Below are 18,704 nucleotides of genomic sequence, written 5' to 3'. Positions count from 1 at the left end.
GTACAATTCGCGTTCTTCTTCGGTCATTTTACTCATTTCCAAAATTCTAAATATTCTTTGGAATAGGAATTATAGCTTTTCTACTTCTTCTACGGAAAGGCCGGTAGTTTTGGCAATCAATTCAGCTGACATACCTTCTTTTTTGAGATTTATAGCGATTTCTAACTTCCCTTCTAATTTCCCTTCTAACTTCCCTTCTAGTCTCGCTTTTTTCTCCGCGTAACGAATACCGGCATTCCAGTCAGATTTTGCTTTCACATCCGAGTGGTACAATTCGCGTTCTTCTTTGGTCATTTTACTCATTTCCGCAATTTTAAATATTTTTTGAAATACTCTTTTGTCCAGAAAATCAGGAATTTTGTCCAAACGACTCAGGTTCTTTAAGAGGTAGAACCATTTATCCAGATCTGTGATTAGCTCGCTTTCCTTTTTATCAAAATTAGGTAATTCTAAAAACTTATAACCCATTCCTTTGTAAAAAATCTTTCCGGTATCCTTGTTGATCAGGGCAATGTTGTGCAGGTAATTGTTATTGATTTTGTTAAACCGGAGCTCCATAATACCAATCAGGTAAACTTCTTTAAGGGGTACATCCCAATTGGAAGTACCTCTGGGCAATTGACTGCTGATGAGCCTCGACATGTAAAACACGCATCTGTCCTTAAAAAACTCCTGATCCGCACGTTGCATTTCTATGATGAAGGTTTCTCCGTCAGCACCTGTACAAGTCAAATCAAATAATACTTTTTTCTCTTTGGAATCTTCACCGGCATGTTCGGTAGGGCGATAAATGATATCCGCAATTGTTTTTTCCCCTTCAAATAAGGCATTTAAAAAATCAATCATGATGTCTTTGTCTGGCTCATTGCCAAAAATGTGTTTGAACCCATAGTCGGTAAGCGGATCAATGTAACGGCTAGCTATATTTGTCATTCTGTTCAGTTTAAATGAACACAAAATACTGCAGATAAAACCGAAAAACCTGAGAATACAAAATAAAGTTTCTGAGTACAAATAGCTGAATTTTAATACAATAAAATGAAGTAAAACAACTAGCCCTGGTTTTATACTAGCTGAATTGAAAATTATCCAGCATATATTTTTGTTGTCTGCTTGCCCCAACCAACAAAGGATGCTCATTTTTAAAAATTTCGGCAAGACGTTCAGCGCTCGGCTGGGGACAGCTTTCCCTGACAATCAGGCAACGATAGGCTACTATCCCATGTTGTTCATCTTCCAAACCGGTAATCAGCCCCTGAAAGCACTGCACTTCAGATAATTTGAATGTTGGTTTAGGCAAACAAAAGGTGATCAACACAGGCTCTTCATCTTTGCCGACATTAGATTTGACCGATTCTTCATTAATGAGGTTCATGATGCAAACATCACTTTTGTTGTGTACAGAAACCTGTCCAAACCATTTTTGGCCAGAACCATCATTTTCTGCAGGTGAATGCATAAATTCCCCATCCGCACGTCCGGTCATTTCATTGAGTGTGATCTTAATATGGTCTTTGACGATCTTGTCATTGGCACGTTTGAAATAAACTTTAAACTTCCCTAATATGTCCTTCGGAAAGAAGAGAAGGTGCTTGTTCTTGACTTTATGTCTTTGAAGAAACTGCCTCAGCTCTACCAGGCTTTGAATTCGGTTATTAGGCTGACTAAGCAGGTTTTTCTTCCGGTCATACAAATAACTTCGGAACTCTACGGGGGTCTTTTTGTAACCTGCCGTTTTATTGGCATAGTTACCAATATCCTTTAATGTGATTTTCGGATTTAGGGCCTGAACGATTACACTTTTGGTGACCAGCCGCTCATTAGCAGCCCTACGGGTATAATGTCCGAGAAGGACAATATAATCATGGGCAACTGCATCGCCCAACCGAATCACCATATTGGTGCGCCGGCCAGTCTCCCCTTCCGGAAGCAAGTCGATAAACATATAATCCGACTTACTATCCCGGGTCGCAATACCAATATTCCTCCGAACCTCTTGTTCAAATTTAAATTCGAGGGTTGCTTCTATATAGTTCGCAGCTTTTGCTAAAGTCAGCATGCCGATTGTGATGCCCCAGCTGCTGTCTTTTTCATCTCCCATTCGCTCATAAACCAAAAACTTACGTCCGGTAAAACTTTCCAATCCGGTATGGTGTTCCAGCAATTCACTACACATGGTTTTAAAATCCTTACCTTTTTCCAGGGCCTGCACCATTTTTCCCTGATTATATAAATTGCGAAAATCATTGATTTTAAGATCGTACGTATCTTTCGCCTCACCTGAAGATTTAAAATAAGTTAAAACACTATTGGCCAGTTTACGGGCATAGTCTGGCGAGAGCGTTACATATTCCTTTTTGGTAATTGGCCTGAACAAATCTCTCTCCAGCATTTTATCGCTTAAAGGTTTCTCATCATTTACCGTCCTTTGACTGAGCTTTACCAGATAATTAGACTTTCCTACCTGCGTTGTAATTTCTTCAGCAATAAAAATTTTTTCCAGTAAACTCATAAAAGCGGCAAGTTTTGGATCGTCAAATTTTATACCGGGGTTAGATTGTCGAGACATTGAGCGTTAGTTTGTTATTACTTTTGACTAAAGTATGAAATAATGAAAAAGTAATGCGCAAAAAGTAACCACAACGCTACAGAATCCACCAAAAATACTGAAATACAGGACATTAAAAATCACTTTATCTTAACGCTGATTAAGTGATAAAGTGATTTTTTCTTCCCATTTCATTTCCCTGCAACAATTCATTTTACCTTTAAGACAATGGACACAGGATTTGGATAATAAAAATCCAGACATCTTAAATAAGACAGGAAAGGAGGAAAAATGAAATTCTAAAAATCTACGCATCATCCCTATTACCCAATATTGCGTAAGACAGCTATTATTCAGTTTAAAAACTAAGCCAAATGAACAACTTTCCGACCTCCATCATCAAATTCAACATCCATCAAAGCCTGTTAATGTTTTTATTTTTAAGTGTAATCCTGGTAACCGGATGTAAGAAGAATACCGATTTGAACCAGACCGATCCACCTAAGGTAGAAGTTCCGGAACCAACCGTCGACATCAATTTCAATAAACTGGGTTACGGTATCGACCTCAGTGGTGAATATGCAAACATCAGCGCCACCCGGTTTAAAATCATCAATGTTGCTGCTTTGTATTTAAGCTCCAAGGACCGGGTCGTCATCGACAAATTATCGGGTCAACGAAACTATATCATTGCCGGTGAAAATGTCCTGGCTTATTCCAAATCACTTTCAGGCAAACTAAAGGCTTCCTCAAGCTTCTTTTCTTTCAAAGCATCGATGTCCTATTTTGATTCCCTTTCTTTCCGGTCAGATTATGTGTACGCCAGTTACAGTCTTCAAATCCGGCAAAAACAATTGAAGTTTAATGCCGATCTCGATTTGTTAAAAAAGAATCTCAGTGCTGAATTCAAGGCAGATATTCAAAACAAAAGTCCGGAATATCTGGTTTCAAGATACGGTACACACCTTATTGTTGACCTGATCCTTGGAAGCAAGTTTGAGGCGGTTTACCGTTCACAAACCACCAATACCGATCGTGAAAAAGCAGCAAAAGCGGGATTGTCCTTTGCCCTGGAAAGCATATTCGATCTGGATATATCCCTTGGTTCAAACTTCTCTTCTTCGCAGCTGAACAGCGATCAAAAATTATTTTATCGCACTGTTGGCGGTAATTCGTCTATCAGTCTGATCGGGGAAATTGATTTGGGGCCTACCGTACCGAAAAAAATCCAGATGGCGCAGTGGCAGGCATCTGTTGATGCTGACAACGCAGAATTGATTGATATCGGCAATGAAGATGGCGTCATTAATATAGCAGACCTGATCTCAGATGAAGCCAAAGCGCTGGCAGTTAGAAATTACGTCAAGCAGTACCTGATTGACCGCCAGGTAAAAATGGTGGATGGTCCTGCTCCCGTATACCAATTCTTTGATGCAGGGCCCTCCAATTTTGCCTACAGTATGGAAAAAGTACCCGCAATATACAGCAGGTTTATATTCCAGACACAAGTTTTCAAGGCTTACAATAAGAGCATCGATGGAGCAAAGCCAGTATATCAATATTACTCAGCTGCCAAGGGCGAATTTATCCTGACCCTGAACGCGAGTGCAAATCTGCCAGGCTACACAAATATGGGCGTTGTATTTTATGCTTATGATAAACAGGTTCCGGGATCAGTACCGGCATTCGAATATTATTATGAAGCAAAAATTAATAAAAAAATCTACAATACGCATTATTATTCGACCAGTGGTACGATTCCTGGCCGCGACTGGCATTACATGGGCTTACCATTCTATGTTTTCAACTGATTTGCCCGATCATTTAAAGTTAAAACAAGGCCGTCTCATTAACAAAAATGAGACGGCCTCTGTTTTTAATAAACCTACTTTTCAATCGGCTTATTAATCCTTATAAGTCCCCACTTCAGCAAGTGCAGCAAACTGCGTCCCGTCATACGAAGACTTCATATTCAATTTAAAATACCTGAAATTTTTCACTGTTGACAATATAATATCCTGTGGATTGGTCGTATCCTGTAAAGTAAACGTCCCCAGGCTTGTCCATGTACTGGCGTCGTTACTTGTCAGAATTTCCATACTTTTTACCCTTCTGGAATCTCTCTGCCAAAAAGTAAACCTGTTTACATCCTTAGCTGCGCCCATATTAATCACCAGGTTATGCGGATAGCTTGTCGCGCTGCTTGACCAGCGGGAATGCCAGTACGTAGAAATGGAATTGTCAATCACATTCGTTGCCGCACCGCTTTCACTGGCCGTCTCCTGTGAACTATAGGAAGTGATGCTCCAGTTTGTTTTACTGTATACCGGTTTATCAGCAATATTGATCTGTGGAATATCATTCGCAAAAGAATAATTAATCACCTGTGAACTGATGCTTCCATTCTCATGACAATACCTGATTGTAAATTCATAACCCGTATTTCCTTTCTCCCTGAAATCACTAACCGGCATACTTACATAAAAACTATCCGTTCCGATCGGTTTGGCGGCAAATGTTACCGAACGATAACCACCGGGATCAGTAGCAGCAATTCTATGGTACAATGCAATATCTTTCACTGCTTTAACAGCGCTAAATTTCCCGGAAACGATGATGTTTCCACTTTGATATTTGGCACTGAACTTTGTCAGCTGAAAACCCGGAGCTGCATACCAGTCAGACCTTGTTGTGCTGCTGAACACCTGGCAATTTGCAAGTATCGCTGCATCTGCAGGAGAAAGGTAAGTTGGTGATTTACCGAAGGTACTGTTACCGGATCCCATCAGGGTGGTTCCAAAGGTTACATTTTGCGATTCAGCTCCCCCATTGTGAGGAAGGTTAATTCCATGTCCCAGTTCATGTGCCAGTCCACCGATCCATATCGTCGAATACTTGTCGTTAGGTTTGCCAAGGTTAAGGGTATCCAAACCTGTATAATCCAGTGCGAAACACCAGCGTCCGATTCCGTAGAAAGGGCCTCCGCTGGGATAACCGTTTGTATCGTAGGAATAGGTTGGCGTAACCACCAGGATATGATCACTTGTTTTCTCTCCGGGATGCGCAGCATAATAAGCATTGATTTCTGTCATCATCTGAGCAGAGCCACCTTCATACGGATATTGCGCTTTTGGATAGGTACCTCTGATCACCGCCATCCTCAGTTTTCCCTGGGCATCGACAGGAATCCCAACCGTTTTATTTGTAAATCCCCAATGGTTCATCCATTTGGAAACAAAATTCTGCGTGTATACCATTACGCCATTTAGCCTTTTCTGATAACCAGGAACGGTATCCAGGTCGGATGGAATAAAATAAACAACATTCAGGTTATTTGTTCCGGACTGCGGCCCGTCACCTGTAGCGCCGAATTTATTTGCCGCTCTTAGGTTTTCTCCGACGGATACATCTGAAACTCTTTTACAACTGGCAAGAACGGCCAATGATGCAATCAGTAAAACTGCAGATAATGAAATTTTGTTCATAGTTTTTGGTTTAGGGTTATGATTGATTGGTTAATTCATCTGAACTGTTATTGAAACCGGCCATTCAAAATACCAACCTCACTCCCACCTACCTTTGAATTCTGATAACCGATAAACAATTACTAAGCAGCGGCTTACCTAAAACTATCGATTAAAAAATGAAGAAGATCCATTACATATTGCGCAAACGTTTGATTCCTGCCCGGAGGCTTGTTTTTCAGTAAAAAACAGAGGATAAACAACAGATCATTGCCATGAAATGATCCGAACCTATAAAACACTCCGGTTTAAGACACCTTTTATCACAGCATCCAGCCTTGTTTCCTATCGAAAACAAGGCAAACACAGCGTATTGACCAAGTATAGCGCAAACGTTTGCCTTACCTGCAAACAGAACAACCTAACGCTGTGGAGCAAGCCTCTCATTCATAAGCATTTGCTTTAAGGGGAAACATCCTGGAATGATACCGGGAAAAGAAAAATCAAACAGATCAGCCCTAATGCTTTTTCAGCAAATTCGGCCCGAGACAACGCACCTGAACGTTCTCGAAGCTCCCTTTGACGGAAATGTTTTTCTCTGCCCCTTCTTCAATGGAGTTTTTTCCGGAGAACTCAAAACTGCCACTGATGATGGCAATGTTGCCTTTTACCTCCACTGTGGTTAAAGTAAAAGTTCCGGTTTCCGCATCTGCGGTGATGTCCTTTGATGAAGCTTCTCCATCACCCGTATCTGAAAAAACCGCAAAGTTCGCAACCGCCTGATCAGCCATCGTACTCAGAACAGTTTTACCTGGTTTAAACTCCCCCATTTTCTTCAGGTCAATCATGAGGTTGATCAGACGGCCATCTTGTTCAAGACTACATTTTAGTCCAAAAATAGCCTTTTTATCTGCGCCGATCAGCGCATGTCCGTTGGTTACTTTAGCCGTATAAGCTTTGCCATTTTGCTGCAAACTGACCAGTCCGGAACGAGGGCCTGTTTGCGCAAAAGCGACAACTAAACTACTAAACATCAATACAATTACACAGGTTAAAATATGATTTATTTTCATGGCGCTGAAATTTAAGAAGACCAACACTACCACTCAAAAATAAATAAAAAACCAGACGATTCCAGTTAAAAATTATTAGTGCTCCTCAAAATCATTAAACATCTGAATCAGGCGTGATGCTGCGTCTTCGGCGTGCAGCATTTCCGTTGAATCCAATGTCATTTTTGTCACTGTTGCAGCCCTGATGAGCATCTGCTCTTCATATGCTGCGATCGCCGCGCTTAGCGTTGGAAATTCTTCATTGCTCAAACATTCGCTCAATTCCATTGCATCCTGCATGGCCATATTTACACCTTCGCCGGCATATGGAGGCATCACATGTGCCGCATCGCCGATCATTGTTAAGTTCGACTGTGTTTCCCATTGCTGATCCAGGGGGAAATGATACTGTGGCCTCGGCACAAAGGAGATCTCTTCTCCCTGAAACAGTTCCTGCCAAATCAAATCCCAGGAGCCAAATTCCTTTTTAAACCATTCAAAAACCTGTGATTTATCCGAAAAATCAATCCCACTCTCCTTTAGCCAGGATTCCTCCACCCTGCAACCGGTATAAAATGAAAGACTGCCATCCCCCTTGGCACTTAAGATCAGCGACTTCCCTTCGCCAAAGGCAAAAATCTTCCCGCCGTCCAGCAGTTTTTGTAAAGCAGGTGCATTTTGATCTGCGTGGTACACGTTTCCTTCAACGATCGTGATTCCGGAATAAACCGGGGCGATAGCCGTGATCAAAGGCCTGATTTTAGACTTTGCACCATCAGCAGCGATTACGATATCTGCAACGGCTGAACTTCCGTTTTTGAATTGTATGTGCCATTGATTTTCATATTGTACCATCGACACATACTGACTGTCCCAAACCACAGTCCCCGCCTCCAGGGATTCGAGTAAAATATTTCTTAACGGACCACGGTCAATTTCCGGACGATCGTCAATCAAGTCTCCGGGTTCATCCCAATCCATTTTTATCACGGCATCTTTGTCCATGATGCGCATTTTTCCTGCTCCCGGGCGAAAATTAGCATAAAATTCAGTCAGCAATCCTGCCCTGCGCAAAGCCTCTAAACCCGATTCCTCATGAAGGTCAAGGGTTGCCCCCTGAATCCTGTTCTCCTGATCAAAATCCCTTTCATATACCTTAACATCTGCCCCTTTGATTTGTAAAAGCCTGGCCAGTGTGAGGCCTCCCGGACCGCCACCTATAATGGCAATTCTCTTGTTCTTTTCCATTTTGATATTGTTACTATTTTATTGTGATTCAAAAGTAGCTGACTTTATCAGAAGAAAATAGCTACATTAGTCTAAAAAACAGTCGCAAATGGCCATCCTATGATTTTTGAGTTTACTGCTGCCGAGCACATCGGAATGCTGGCCGCCTTCGCAAAAGCGATTGGCAGCAAAATAGAAAATGGAATAGTGGAGCTTCCTGAACATTTAGGAAAGGGCTATATGAGAGGGCTCGATCTTGGTCCTCAGATCCGAATGATGATCCGGCAATATGAGCTTAAAGAAGATTTGGTTTTCCGGCGGACTGCTTCAGGAAAGGGGACCAAAGTAGTGGTCATTGCATTTCATAATTTTTTCCATCCTTCATCCGATAAAAAACCCGCTTTGCCTTTTGTACAGATTACCACAGCAGGGATTGATTATGAAGATTTTTTTCCGGTCAATTCAACGATCAATACGATCATTATTGCGGTAAATGTCGATTTACTGAAAGCGCTGCTGCATCCCGGCGAAGAGGACGCGTTGTTCCAAAACATTATCTTCGGCGACCAGCCTTTCCTCTATGAAGAGCTCATATCTCCACAAATGCAGGCCCTGGCCAGCCAGATTGTAACGGCTGAACATACCGGCACATTGCGCCATTTTTTCTACCGCCTAAAAGCAGAAGAGCTGATTTACCTGCTCTTTACAGCCTTGTTAAAACGCAGGGAAGCACCTGCTCAGACGCTGAATGTGGCAGATGTAAAAACGATCTATCAGGTAAAAGACAAGATCCTGGCCCATATAGACCATCCCCCGAAACTGGAGGAACTGGCAAAATTTTCCGGCATGAGCGAATCGAAACTGAAACGCCTGTTCAAACAGATTTTCGGAAAGAATATTTACGACTATTACCAGTCTTTCAGAATGACGGAAGCCGCTTATCTGTTAAAGGAAAAAGGTTTATCGGTATCAGAGACGGGTTACCAGCTGGGCTTTTCCAATTTGAGTCATTTTGCAAGGGTATTTGAAAAATACATCGGACTTAAACCAAAACGGTATTCAACAAAAGGATAAACATTAAAGCGGACTGGCCTTCCTTTTCCTTTCGTCAAAAGCGGCGATAATCTGCTGTGGCTCCCTATCTAAATGATCCGTTGCAAGCCGCAGTACCGTTCCATCCCGCAGGACCACGACCAGGGTATGCGTCGTGTTGAACGTATCCCCTTCCGCAGTTCTGTTTTTAAAGGTTTCTTTCAGAATTTCATAAGATTGGAGCTCCTGCCACTTATAAAATGCTTTGTCTTCAAACTGCACCCCTTCGTCGCTGAGAATAAGGTCCTGTGGACGTCTTAAATAAACGATCACATAAACGCCAATTGCCAATACGACAAGCATATAAATCAGGAGCAATATAAATACAAGGAGGTTTGTCTCGTAAAAATACAGCACCATCATCGCCGGAACAATGAAAACAATCACGTTAGCGACCTCCACAGGTAGGGATTTCCATGATTTCTTAATCACTAAGGGCCTCATAATCCAGGGTTTTAAAGGATGATCTATAAGATAAAGATCCTTAATTTATTTATATTTTCAAGCCTGATGTCTTTTCAAGCCCGATGTCGCAAGTCCCCCCTTTTATTGTCGGGTATGCACTTGATCTCCTTCCTTTAAGATTGGTATCTTAGTATAGCAATATACGTTAACCATAAAGCTTAAAAAACCATGAAAAACTCCATTTATCCTTGTCTGGGCATCAGAGGGAAAATCGCGGAAGCATCAGATTATTACATTCAAACTTTTGGAGAAGGAAAAGTTAGCCAAACCACTCCTTTTGTAATCCAGATTGAGTTGAGCGGCCAGAAATTTATGCTGCTCAACGAAGGGCCTTCTGCTTCCCCTAACCCTTCGATTTCATTTATGGTGGTTTCTGAAGATCCTGAAGAAACAGAAAAATACTGGAACAGACTCATCAAAGAAGGCAAAGCGCTGATGCCACTGGACAATTACGACTGGAGTCCTAAATACGGCTGGGTGGAAGACAAATACGGCGTTTCCTGGCAATTGTATACAGGCAATAAAGCCGATACCCCACAAAAGTTTAGCCCTACCCTGATGTTTACAGGTGCAAACGCAGGAAAAGCATCCGAAGCCATTGCGGTGTATACCAAATTGTTCCCTGATGCTACGATCGAAGGCATCTTAAAATACAGCAAAGAAGATGGGGAAAATGAGGACTTTGTGAAGCATGCGCAGTTTAAGATCAAAGACACGATCCTCATGGCGATGGACAGCTCTGCAGCGCATGCCTTTGCGTTCAATGATGCCGTATCATTGGTAGTGGAGTGTGAAACCCAGGAGGAAATCGACAAATACTGGACGCAGTTAACCAGCAAGGGAGGTTATGAGGTGGCCTGTGGCTGGTTAACAGACCCATATGGCATCAGCTGGCAGATCATCCCCAAAAACATCGTCAAATGGGTTACTGACCCTGAACGCAGCCAAAGGGTAATGAGCGTCATGATGAAAATGAAGAAGCTGATCATTGCAGATCTGGAAAATGCTTAACTGCAGCCATTAGCTTTTTACCGGGAACAGGAACACGACCTGTTCCCTCCATAAACAACCGTTACCCTCAATGCGATTAAATCTGGTGCCAAATCAAAAATTTGATTAATTTGCCGGCCTAAATCTACCGAATATGGAAAGTCTGGTTCTTGAAAACATTGCCGAAAAATGGTTTGATGCCTTTAACAAGCATGACCTTGAAGCACTTCTGGCACTGTATGATGAGGATGCACAGCATTTTAGTCCGAAGCTAAAAATCAGGCAGCCGGAAACCGGTGGATGGGTCCGCGGACAGGCGGCATTGCGGGAATGGTGGAAGGATTCCTTTGAACGTTTACCGACCTTACGTTACCAGCCTACCTCCTTCACTGCCAATAACGAGCGTGTTTTTATGGAATACATCAGAACGGTAGCAGGCGAACAAGATCTGCTCATTGCCGAGGTTTTGGAAATCAGCAAGGGAAAAATAAACGCTTCCAGGGTGTACCACGGATAAACTCAGTTCAACCTTCATTAAAAAATAAAACAATGGGAAAGTACCAGCAGGAATGGAAATCCTTACTTCAGAAAGAAGCAGCATTTCAGGATTGGCAAGTGAGGTCCAGTGGCGGCGATCTCCTTATCCGTGTCCCCGAAGATACCGATATGGATTTACTCAAAATGCAGTTTTCTGACCTCATCGGCCCCATGGCCCCATTGATTAAATCGCCTAAAGCTACCCTTAAATTCTATGTGGGGAACAGCAATGAAGCTGATTTTATATTTACGCTGAATTAGCCGTTTTTTAAAGCCGAATTGGCTTTCATTTAAACAAAATACATCTTCAGCTCCAAAGACAAAGCCAGCAGGAGCTTCAACTGATGCTGTGCAGTACCTTCATCAGCCTGATTTTCTTCGATATTGGCCGAATGTATGGCTTCATTGAGCTTTTGCAAATTCAGTCCGCTGCTGCGTTGAACACAATAGTCCAGGTGATCCAGAATTTCGTCAAATAACACGCCCGAATCCTGTTTTATATTTTGCCTGGCAGACAAAGACAAGGAGGCGATAATGGAATTGATCCTGTAGCTGAGCATCTGGATGGCATAAATCCCCGGCATGTCTACCTGTTTACTTTTCGGTTCCAGGTGCAGGTATTGGAGTGCTTCGGAAAACTTAGCCAGTTGGATATATCCATTTTTCCTGGCCAGTTTCGAGGCATTGATCCCCGTTTGAATGCCCCAGAGCTCTTCCTTTACTTTGAGTAAATAATTGCGGTTAGCTTCCAGAATGTTTGAGATCAGCCCCTTCAAACCTTTGGTTTCCCAGATGGGGAAAAGGAATGCGGCAAGGAAAGCTATGATACAGCCGATAATGGTGTACAAAACCCTCTCGGTAATGATATGGTCGGCATGTCCGTCATAAATACTAAGGCATAAGATCACCATGGAGGTAATGAACATCACACTTACGGCATACCTGATGCGGTTGAAAGTGAAAAAACCGAGCAGCATAAATGCGGAGATCACCAGCAGCACCGCCACCTGTTTAACCACCAGAATCAAAACAATTCCGATCACGGCACCAATGAAAGTACCGGACAAGCGTTCTACATTTCTTTTCCAGGTTAAGCCAAACCTCGGCTTGGCAACGATTACGATCGTGAGTAACAGCCAGTAACTATATTTTCCAAAAGGAAAGACGATGGTGATCAGATAGGCAAACAAACACAAAAGCGCCAGCCTTAAAGAAAACTTAAAAACTGCCGAACTAAAGGAAAAATGTTGTTTTAATGAAGTCAGGCTAAACAGCTGGGGAGATAAAAAATCCCCATAGGTCAGGTCATTTGAACTGAGGTCCGGATGAAGCAAAGAGATAGGCTGATCGCCTTTAATCACCTGAATGTGAAGCGCAATGTCTTCCATATTCCTCAGCACCTTATCCAGGATGCGGGAATTGATTTCATTTTCCTGATGCGCAAGGGCGATGAGTTCTGCCCGGGCCTTTTCAAATTTAAGGAAACGCTGAGAGGCTAAGATCTTCTTTGGCCTTAAAAAAATACCGCTGAGTACATCCAGTTCTTCCGCCAGGATTTCAATCAGCTCAATGATCAGCTGCAGGGCTCCGGTTTTGTCCAGGGCCTTTCTGACATCGGCATAGTCGTAATGAATGGCAGTCACCTGCTCATACAAATCGATTACGCTGATCGCGGTCCGCAACAATTGCTGCCCCCTTTCATTGGCAGGCTTCATGGCTGCTTTATCACTTAACAGCAGGTTTCTTACGAGCTCCTGCTTTTCACTTACTTTAATATGCAGGGCAATGGTTTCGCTATAACATTCATCCAGCGGGGCTTCCGGGTCATAACAGTTCGCTTTAGACCGCAGAAATGAAGCGGTACTGGTGATGCATTCAAAAATGGCCTGGTGTAAAGAACGGTAAGGCCAGATTGCAATCTGAATCAGGCTGATCAGATAGTACCAGCATCCGCCAAGAAAAACATACCAGCTGAACAACAAGGGATGAACCGGATGCAGTCCCAGGGTAAAAATACCAAGGATGATGGCCATGGTGCCGGTTAAGGCCATCCTGTTGCCAAAGATGGCGAACATAGAAAACACAAAAGACAACAGAAAGATCCCTGCCGCGGTTAGCCAGTGGTTGCCCAGTGAGGAAGAAATGATCAGCGCTGTAGCAAAGAAAGATAAAATACTGATGATGGCACTTTTGAATTTATTGGCCCTGTTTCCCGGCGCATCGGTTAAGCTGATCAGCAGGGCACCAACCCCTACTCCTATGGCCATTTTGGGTTGATGGTAAAAGAACAACGTTGCAAAGGGCAGCACAATGGTGATGGTATTTCGCAACGCATCCGTAAAATACTCTCCATAAATCAAACTGATTAACCTGGATGGTATGTTATCCCATTTCACCAAACCCTTACTAAACATAAAACGAACTGAATTAATTATTTCGCCGCAAAATTATTGTATAAAAACGGAATGTGGTTAAAGTTGATGCGATTTATTCGTTTTTTATCATTTCTTCCAATCTTGTCGGGTATCCGGCCGAAATAGCAAATCCTATCCGGAATCAAGGAGGGAAATGTTCTGTACCTTGCAGTACTGGAAATGCTTCCGGCTACACACGCGGCAAACAGGCTCTATATTAGGTCTATACTCGATGCAGCCCCGCTTGTAATCGTGTTAAAGGCGGGTAAGCAACTTGTATAAACCGGATGAAGATCCACTGAAAGCGCAACCGGTTAAAATGTCAGAAGCTGAACAGAAGATTGCTTTTAGGCAGCAACTGCAATGAGCTTAATTTATTAAGATCAGATTTTACTGCTATCGCCCGGCAAAACCAGCAGTGGAATGTTTGTATGTTTCGCCATTTTTTGTGTATCGCTACCTTTCAAAATCACATCGACAAAGTCGTGCGAACGGTGTACCATCACCAGTAAGTCGACTTGTTCTTCTTCACAGCACAAACTTAACCCAATACCTACCTGTTCATTTTCGATAGGTTTATAAAAAATATCAGGATAGCAGGTCTGGGCGATAACTTTTGTAATTAATCTGTTTACTCCCTCCTTATGATCAGCTCTTTCCTCATGAAGGGTATGAATCTTTGTCACCAGAATCTTTGCACTGAATGCACTGGCTAAAGGGACGAGGTTTGCAATAGCTTTAATATCCTGTTCCGGATAGCTGAAATCGGTGGCATACACGATTTTCCCTAATCTACCCAAATCTGCCATTGGAGGAACCAGTAACAAAGGATCTGTTGCGGAGTTGATCATATTTCTGGTATTGTTCTCTAAAAAGAAATGTCCAGTACCTTTACGGTGAGTTCCCATAACCACCATTTCTGCATCACAAATGTCCATTACGTTTTCCAATACATCTGAGAGCCTGCCCGTCTGATTGACACAGCTGATCTGCGGATGAAAACCAGCAGAATGATCGGTATGTTCAAAATGTTTCTTCAGGCGCTTCAGTTCTTCATGACTATCTTCAATGAGTCCGTCAAATCCATTCATTGACCAAACGAATCCTCCCGCCTCGGCAACTGCAACCGGAACAAAGATGGCATTACATAAAAGTACGTCTAACTGTAAAAATTTTGCCAAATGATAACCATATGCTGCAGCATGGTTACTACTCTCGGAAAAGTCTGTTAATAAAACTATTGTTTTCATATGATCTGGTTGAGTAATGGAGGATTTACAACACCAAATGTCCGGAATGATATTCCAGTAAGCTATGACACGCGTCATTTATTAAGCTGATCTGCATCACCCATATGGTTTTCATTTTAGCTGAACTTTATATTAGCGGCGTGCCTTTTACAAGCCATGTTGTTCCCAGCCGTTCGGTAATGATGCACCGCATCAGAAAAGACAAGGGCGGCAATTTATGGTTTACCGAAATGATGACAGACAGGCTGGGTAAGGTCACTTTGTAAAAGCGGCTACAATAACTACCATTTTGGATACATCCCTGCGGCGAAAAGGATAGAATTTTGTGATCAAATCAGAAAAGAAAATGAAAACAATATTCATCACGGGAGCCTCCACAGGTTTGGGAAAAGCAACAGCAAAATTATTTGCATCAAAAGGCTGGAAAGTAATCGCTACCATGCGTAAGCCTGAGGAAGAAAAAGAATTGAATTTAATAGAGAACATCGGCCTGTTGCCCTTGGATGTTACGAACCTTGCTCAGATTGAAGCAACAACCCGGGAAGCCATTGCTTCGGGCGATATCGATGTCGTTTTTAACAATGCAGGTTATGGATTAATGGGCCCTTTGGAGTCGACTAGCGATGCGCAGCTTGTGCGTCAGCTGGACACCAATATTTTAGGGGTAATCCGGGTTACACAGGCCTTCATTCCTTACTTCAGGGAAAGACAGGCAGGACTGTTCATCTCCACCACCTCTATCGGCGGTTTGATCACTTTCCCTTTCAGTTCGGTATACCATGCCACAAAATGGGCTTTGGAAGGCTGGAGCGAAAGCATGGCCTTTGAGTTAAAGAAAATCGGTGTGGGCATCAAGACCGTCTCACCCGGTGGTATAAAGACAGATTTTTTAAGTCGCTCTGCCGATATGTCTACACATCCGGTCTATGAGAAATGGGTAGAAAAGATGTTTTCAGGATTTGACGAAAATCATTTTACCCCGGCAGAACAGATTGCAGATGTGGTATATGAGGCAGCTACAGATGGCAAAGACCAGCTCAGGTATGTGGCAGGCGAAGATGCAAAAGCGCTCTATGCACAGCGACTGGAACTGGGCGATGAAGCTTTCAGAAAACAAATGGGACAGACCTTTTTAGGAAATTAAACTGCTTATCTTTATCAGGTGAAAAGAGAAGAAAACATTCCACATCAGTTCAATTCGATATCAGACTTACATCGGGTGCTGGGCTTGCCAAAGCCTTTGCATCCTCTGGTAAGCCTGGTCGACAATACTGCAATTGCCATAGATAAGGATCAGTTGCCCGGCTCTTTTATACTTAATTTCTATAAGATCTCCTATAAAAAAGGGCTTCATGGAAAGATCAAATATGGGCAAAGTTATTATGATTTTGATGAGGGCGGCATGGTCTTCACCTCGCCCAATCAGGTGCTGGCTACCGCCGATGATGATACAGAATACAAGGGGCATACCCTGCTCATCCATCCTGACTTTATCAGAAACTATCCCTTAGGGAAAACCATCAAAAACTTTGGTTTCTTTTCTTACGACACCAATGAGGCGCTTCATTTGTCTGACAAAGAGAAAAACATTATCATTTCGATCTTCAGGAATATTGAAGATGAACTGCAGTCTGCCATAGACGAGTATAGTCAGGATGTGATCGTTACACAAATCGAGTTGCTGCTCAATTACAGCAACCGTTTTTACAAACGTCAGTTCCTGACTAGGAAAGCGGTCAACAGTGATTTATTAAGCGCATTGGAAAGCCTGTTAAACAATTACCTGAACCTTAAAACAGCATTGGTTAATGGCTTGCCTACGGTACAATACCTGGCCGGGCAGCTCAATGTTTCCCCACGTTATTTAAGCGATATGCTCCGTTCCCTGATCGGTCAGAATGCACAGCAATACATCCACCATCAGCTCATTGATAAGGCAAAAGAGATGTTGTCTACGAGTAGTTTATCGGTTGCGGAAGTGGCCTATCAACTGGGATTTGAACATCCGCAGTCTTTCAATAAGCTGTTTAAAAGGAAAACCAATGTATCGCCCCTGGAATTCCGGCAATCCTTTAATTGATCAGCTGTAGATACTGAATTTAAGTACAATAAAAAAGCACGGACAACTTAGCTGCCCGTGCTTTTCTTTATGATCTTTATCAATTGATACTTATGCTCCAAGGCTCCAGCCCTGGCGGTATTCACGTTTAACAAACTGATTTACTTCATCAAAATTGGTGACCCTAAGGTTTTGCTTGTCCCAAAGTAGCTTAATGTCTCTTCCGGGATAGTCAAAACCATTGCCATCAGCTTTGGTCCTCCTCACGTCCGTTCCCCTGATCGCCAGGTTGGCGATTAGAAGTGTTTCTGTAAGCGGGCCTGCCGTTTCGAATGGTGAGCTCAGGTTTATTTTACCATAACCTGCAATCGCTGCTTCTGCCCATTGGGTATAATGTCCGTCTACCCCACCCGGTACCAAAGGAGTTTTTCTTTTCGTACGGTCTTCTGCATTCTTCGACAATGGCAATAACCTTGGGTTGGCACCATATACATCACACATCATTTTTCCTTTCGTTCCGATGAACAATACGCCATTGGCACCAAAAGCTTCGTTGGCTTCCAGTTCTTCCGGACGTTCGGGTTTAATCCCTCCGTCCATCCAATGAAGTTCCAGGTTACCTTTAGTTTTCTTCGTTTTTTCAAAAGTCATGATCACATGGCTCGATGGCGGACAACTGTCAGGAAAATATCCCCTTTTAAATTCATCTACATAAATGCTGCCCACACTGCACTGCACATCGATTGGTGTATCCAGTCCTAAGATTCTGAAAGGCGGCTCCACAAGGTGACAACCCATATCGCCGATAGCGCCGGTACCGTAATCCCACCAGCCTCTCCAGTTAAAAGGAACCATTTTATCGATATAAGGTTTGTAAGGAGCGCAACCTAACCACAAGTCCCAATCCAGTTCTTTTGGAATCTCTGCAGCTGTTGAGGGCCATAAAATGCCCTGAGGCCATACCGGCCGGTCTGTCCAGCAATAGACTGTTTCCACTTTACCGATCAGCCCGGCATCACACCAGTCCTGCAGCTGTCTTACCCCATCGCCGGATGCGCCCTGATTTCCCATTTGGGTAACCACCTGGTAACGCTTTGCCGCTTCTGTCAGCTTGCGTGCTTCGTAAATATCGTGGGTTAAAGGCTTTTGTACATAGACGTGTTTCCCGAGCTGCATCGCTGCCATGGCAATCATCGCATGGGTATGGTCTGGTGTGGAGATCACCACACCATCAATATTTTTGGCTTCCTTATCCAGCATCTGCCGGTAATCTTTATAATATTTGGCTTTAGGGAACCGCTTAACCGATCCCGCGGCCCTTCTGTCGTCCACATCACACAGAAAGGCGATGTCAGATTTACCTCCACTATAGACCCTTTCCAGATCACTCTCTCCTTTTCCTCCTACGCCAACACCAGCAACCATAAGCCGGTCGCTGGGCGCTAAAAATCCTTTTCCGCCCAATACATGACGGGGTACAATCATAAATCCTGCCGCTGCCAGTGCGGTTGTCTTAATAAAGTTTCTTCTTGAACTATTTGCAGCTGAATCTTTATTTTCTTCAGTCATTTTTATCTTCTTTTGTATTTCCAATACCATTTACCCT

The 18,704-nt window shown here is 43.0% G+C and carries 16 protein-coding genes; 7 read left to right on the top strand and 9 right to left on the bottom strand.

The features are described 5' to 3' along the window. Positions 1–69: 69 nt before the first annotated feature. Together DBR43_RS26675 and DBR43_RS26670 are read right to left on the bottom strand one after the other, a co-directional pair. On the bottom strand, positions 70–933 hold the full coding sequence (locus DBR43_RS26675) for an Rpn family recombination-promoting nuclease/putative transposase (protein WP_124586391.1): 864 nt from the start codon (positions 931–933) through the stop codon (positions 70–72). A 136-nt stretch (positions 934–1,069) separates the two neighbouring features. Beyond that, entirely contained in the window at positions 1,070–2,569 is a 1,500-nt protein-coding gene (locus tag DBR43_RS26670) for a hypothetical protein (RefSeq protein WP_124586390.1), read from the bottom strand. 353 nt (positions 2,570–2,922) lie between these two features. Between DBR43_RS26670 and DBR43_RS26665 the strand changes: the two genes are divergently transcribed. Then, a complete protein-coding gene (locus tag DBR43_RS26665; RefSeq protein WP_124586389.1) occupies positions 2,923–4,359 on the top strand; it encodes an MAC/perforin domain-containing protein in 1,437 nt (478 codons plus the stop codon). Positions 4,360–4,452: 93 nt separating this feature from the next. Here DBR43_RS26665 and DBR43_RS26660 read toward each other — a convergent pair whose 3' ends face one another. The 3 genes from DBR43_RS26660 to DBR43_RS26650 all read right to left on the bottom strand — a co-directional run bounded on the left by DBR43_RS26660 (position 4,453) and on the right by DBR43_RS26650 (position 8,312). Continuing rightward, the gene (locus DBR43_RS26660) at positions 4,453–6,033 is read right to left on the bottom strand and encodes a discoidin domain-containing protein (RefSeq protein ID WP_124586388.1); all 1,581 of its coding nucleotides are present in this window, start codon (positions 6,031–6,033) and stop codon (positions 4,453–4,455) included. Positions 6,034–6,530: 497 nt separating this feature from the next. Then, positions 6,531–7,085: a hypothetical protein gene (locus tag DBR43_RS26655; RefSeq protein WP_124586387.1), complete on the bottom strand. Its 555-nt coding sequence runs from the start codon at positions 7,083–7,085 to the stop codon at positions 6,531–6,533. A gap of 75 nt (positions 7,086–7,160) precedes the next feature. Further along, positions 7,161–8,312, bottom strand: a complete 1,152-nt coding sequence (locus DBR43_RS26650; RefSeq protein ID WP_124586386.1) for an FAD-dependent oxidoreductase — start codon at positions 8,310–8,312, stop codon at positions 7,161–7,163. Positions 8,313–8,411: 99 nt separating this feature from the next. On the opposite strand from DBR43_RS26650, the gene DBR43_RS26645 reads away from it, so the two are divergent. Continuing rightward, a complete protein-coding gene (locus tag DBR43_RS26645) occupies positions 8,412–9,365 on the top strand; it encodes a helix-turn-helix transcriptional regulator (RefSeq protein WP_124586385.1) in 954 nt (317 codons plus the stop codon). A 3-nt stretch (positions 9,366–9,368) separates the two neighbouring features. Here DBR43_RS26645 and DBR43_RS26640 read toward each other — a convergent pair whose 3' ends face one another. Next, positions 9,369–9,827, bottom strand: a complete 459-nt coding sequence (locus DBR43_RS26640) for a hypothetical protein (protein WP_124586384.1) — start codon at positions 9,825–9,827, stop codon at positions 9,369–9,371. Between the two features lie 189 nt (positions 9,828–10,016). On the opposite strand from DBR43_RS26640, the gene DBR43_RS26635 reads away from it, so the two are divergent. The 3 genes from DBR43_RS26635 to DBR43_RS26625 all read left to right on the top strand — a co-directional run bounded on the left by DBR43_RS26635 (position 10,017) and on the right by DBR43_RS26625 (position 11,636). Next, positions 10,017–10,859 (top strand): VOC family protein, encoded by an 843-nt coding sequence (locus DBR43_RS26635; protein WP_124586383.1) that lies wholly within the window; start codon positions 10,017–10,019, stop codon positions 10,857–10,859. A 133-nt stretch (positions 10,860–10,992) separates the two neighbouring features. Further along, entirely contained in the window at positions 10,993–11,355 is a 363-nt protein-coding gene (locus DBR43_RS26630; RefSeq protein WP_124586382.1) for a nuclear transport factor 2 family protein, read from the top strand. Positions 11,356–11,387: 32 nt separating this feature from the next. After that, on the top strand, positions 11,388–11,636 hold the full coding sequence (locus DBR43_RS26625; RefSeq protein WP_124586381.1) for a hypothetical protein: 249 nt from the start codon (positions 11,388–11,390) through the stop codon (positions 11,634–11,636). A gap of 29 nt (positions 11,637–11,665) precedes the next feature. Here the strand turns inward: DBR43_RS26625 and DBR43_RS26620 are convergent, their stop codons facing one another. Continuing rightward, positions 11,666–13,789 carry an FUSC family protein gene (locus tag DBR43_RS26620; RefSeq protein ID WP_124586380.1) on the bottom strand — a complete coding sequence of 708 codons (2,124 nt, stop codon included), beginning with the start codon at positions 13,787–13,789 and terminating at the stop codon, positions 11,666–11,668. A gap of 383 nt (positions 13,790–14,172) precedes the next feature. Then, entirely contained in the window at positions 14,173–15,039 is an 867-nt protein-coding gene (locus DBR43_RS26615) for a universal stress protein (protein WP_158622605.1), read from the bottom strand. A gap of 346 nt (positions 15,040–15,385) precedes the next feature. Here DBR43_RS26615 and DBR43_RS26610 point away from each other — a divergent pair, with 346 nt between their 5' ends. Next, positions 15,386–16,183, top strand: coding sequence for an SDR family oxidoreductase (locus tag DBR43_RS26610; RefSeq protein WP_124586378.1), 798 nt, complete (start codon positions 15,386–15,388; stop codon positions 16,181–16,183). 18 nt (positions 16,184–16,201) lie between these two features. Then, on the top strand, positions 16,202–17,119 hold the full coding sequence (locus DBR43_RS26605) for a helix-turn-helix domain-containing protein (RefSeq protein ID WP_124586377.1): 918 nt from the start codon (positions 16,202–16,204) through the stop codon (positions 17,117–17,119). 90 nt (positions 17,120–17,209) lie between these two features. Here DBR43_RS26605 and DBR43_RS26600 read toward each other — a convergent pair whose 3' ends face one another. After that, a complete protein-coding gene (locus DBR43_RS26600; protein WP_124586376.1) occupies positions 17,210–18,667 on the bottom strand; it encodes a Gfo/Idh/MocA family protein in 1,458 nt (485 codons plus the stop codon). Positions 18,668–18,704: the final 37 nt, after the last annotated feature.

The organism is Pedobacter sp. KBW06 (assembly GCF_003852525.1).
GTDB lineage: Bacteria > Bacteroidota > Bacteroidia > Sphingobacteriales > Sphingobacteriaceae > Pedobacter.
Note: the sequence above shows the minus strand (reverse complement) of the source record. Positions and strands in the feature narration are given on the sequence as shown.

Coding starts and splice junctions, on each gene's coding strand:
- DBR43_RS26675 (WP_124586391.1), bottom strand. CDS start 933: ATGACAAATATAGCTAGCCGTTACATTGATCCGCTTACCGACTATGGG.
- DBR43_RS26670 (WP_124586390.1), bottom strand. CDS start 2,569: ATGTCTCGACAATCTAACCCCGGTATAAAATTTGACGATCCAAAACTT.
- DBR43_RS26665 (WP_124586389.1), top strand. CDS start 2,923: ATGAACAACTTTCCGACCTCCATCATCAAATTCAACATCCATCAAAGC.
- DBR43_RS26660 (WP_124586388.1), bottom strand. CDS start 6,033: ATGAACAAAATTTCATTATCTGCAGTTTTACTGATTGCATCATTGGCC.
- DBR43_RS26655 (WP_124586387.1), bottom strand. CDS start 7,085: ATGAAAATAAATCATATTTTAACCTGTGTAATTGTATTGATGTTTAGT.
- DBR43_RS26650 (WP_124586386.1), bottom strand. CDS start 8,312: ATGGAAAAGAACAAGAGAATTGCCATTATAGGTGGCGGTCCGGGAGGC.
- DBR43_RS26645 (WP_124586385.1), top strand. CDS start 8,412: ATGATTTTTGAGTTTACTGCTGCCGAGCACATCGGAATGCTGGCCGCC.
- DBR43_RS26640 (WP_124586384.1), bottom strand. CDS start 9,827: ATGAGGCCCTTAGTGATTAAGAAATCATGGAAATCCCTACCTGTGGAG.
- DBR43_RS26635 (WP_124586383.1), top strand. CDS start 10,017: ATGAAAAACTCCATTTATCCTTGTCTGGGCATCAGAGGGAAAATCGCG.
- DBR43_RS26630 (WP_124586382.1), top strand. CDS start 10,993: ATGGAAAGTCTGGTTCTTGAAAACATTGCCGAAAAATGGTTTGATGCC.
- DBR43_RS26625 (WP_124586381.1), top strand. CDS start 11,388: ATGGGAAAGTACCAGCAGGAATGGAAATCCTTACTTCAGAAAGAAGCA.
- DBR43_RS26620 (WP_124586380.1), bottom strand. CDS start 13,789: ATGTTTAGTAAGGGTTTGGTGAAATGGGATAACATACCATCCAGGTTA.
- DBR43_RS26615 (WP_158622605.1), bottom strand. CDS start 15,039: ATGAAAACAATAGTTTTATTAACAGACTTTTCCGAGAGTAGTAACCAT.
- DBR43_RS26610 (WP_124586378.1), top strand. CDS start 15,386: ATGAAAACAATATTCATCACGGGAGCCTCCACAGGTTTGGGAAAAGCA.
- DBR43_RS26600 (WP_124586376.1), bottom strand. CDS start 18,667: ATGACTGAAGAAAATAAAGATTCAGCTGCAAATAGTTCAAGAAGAAAC.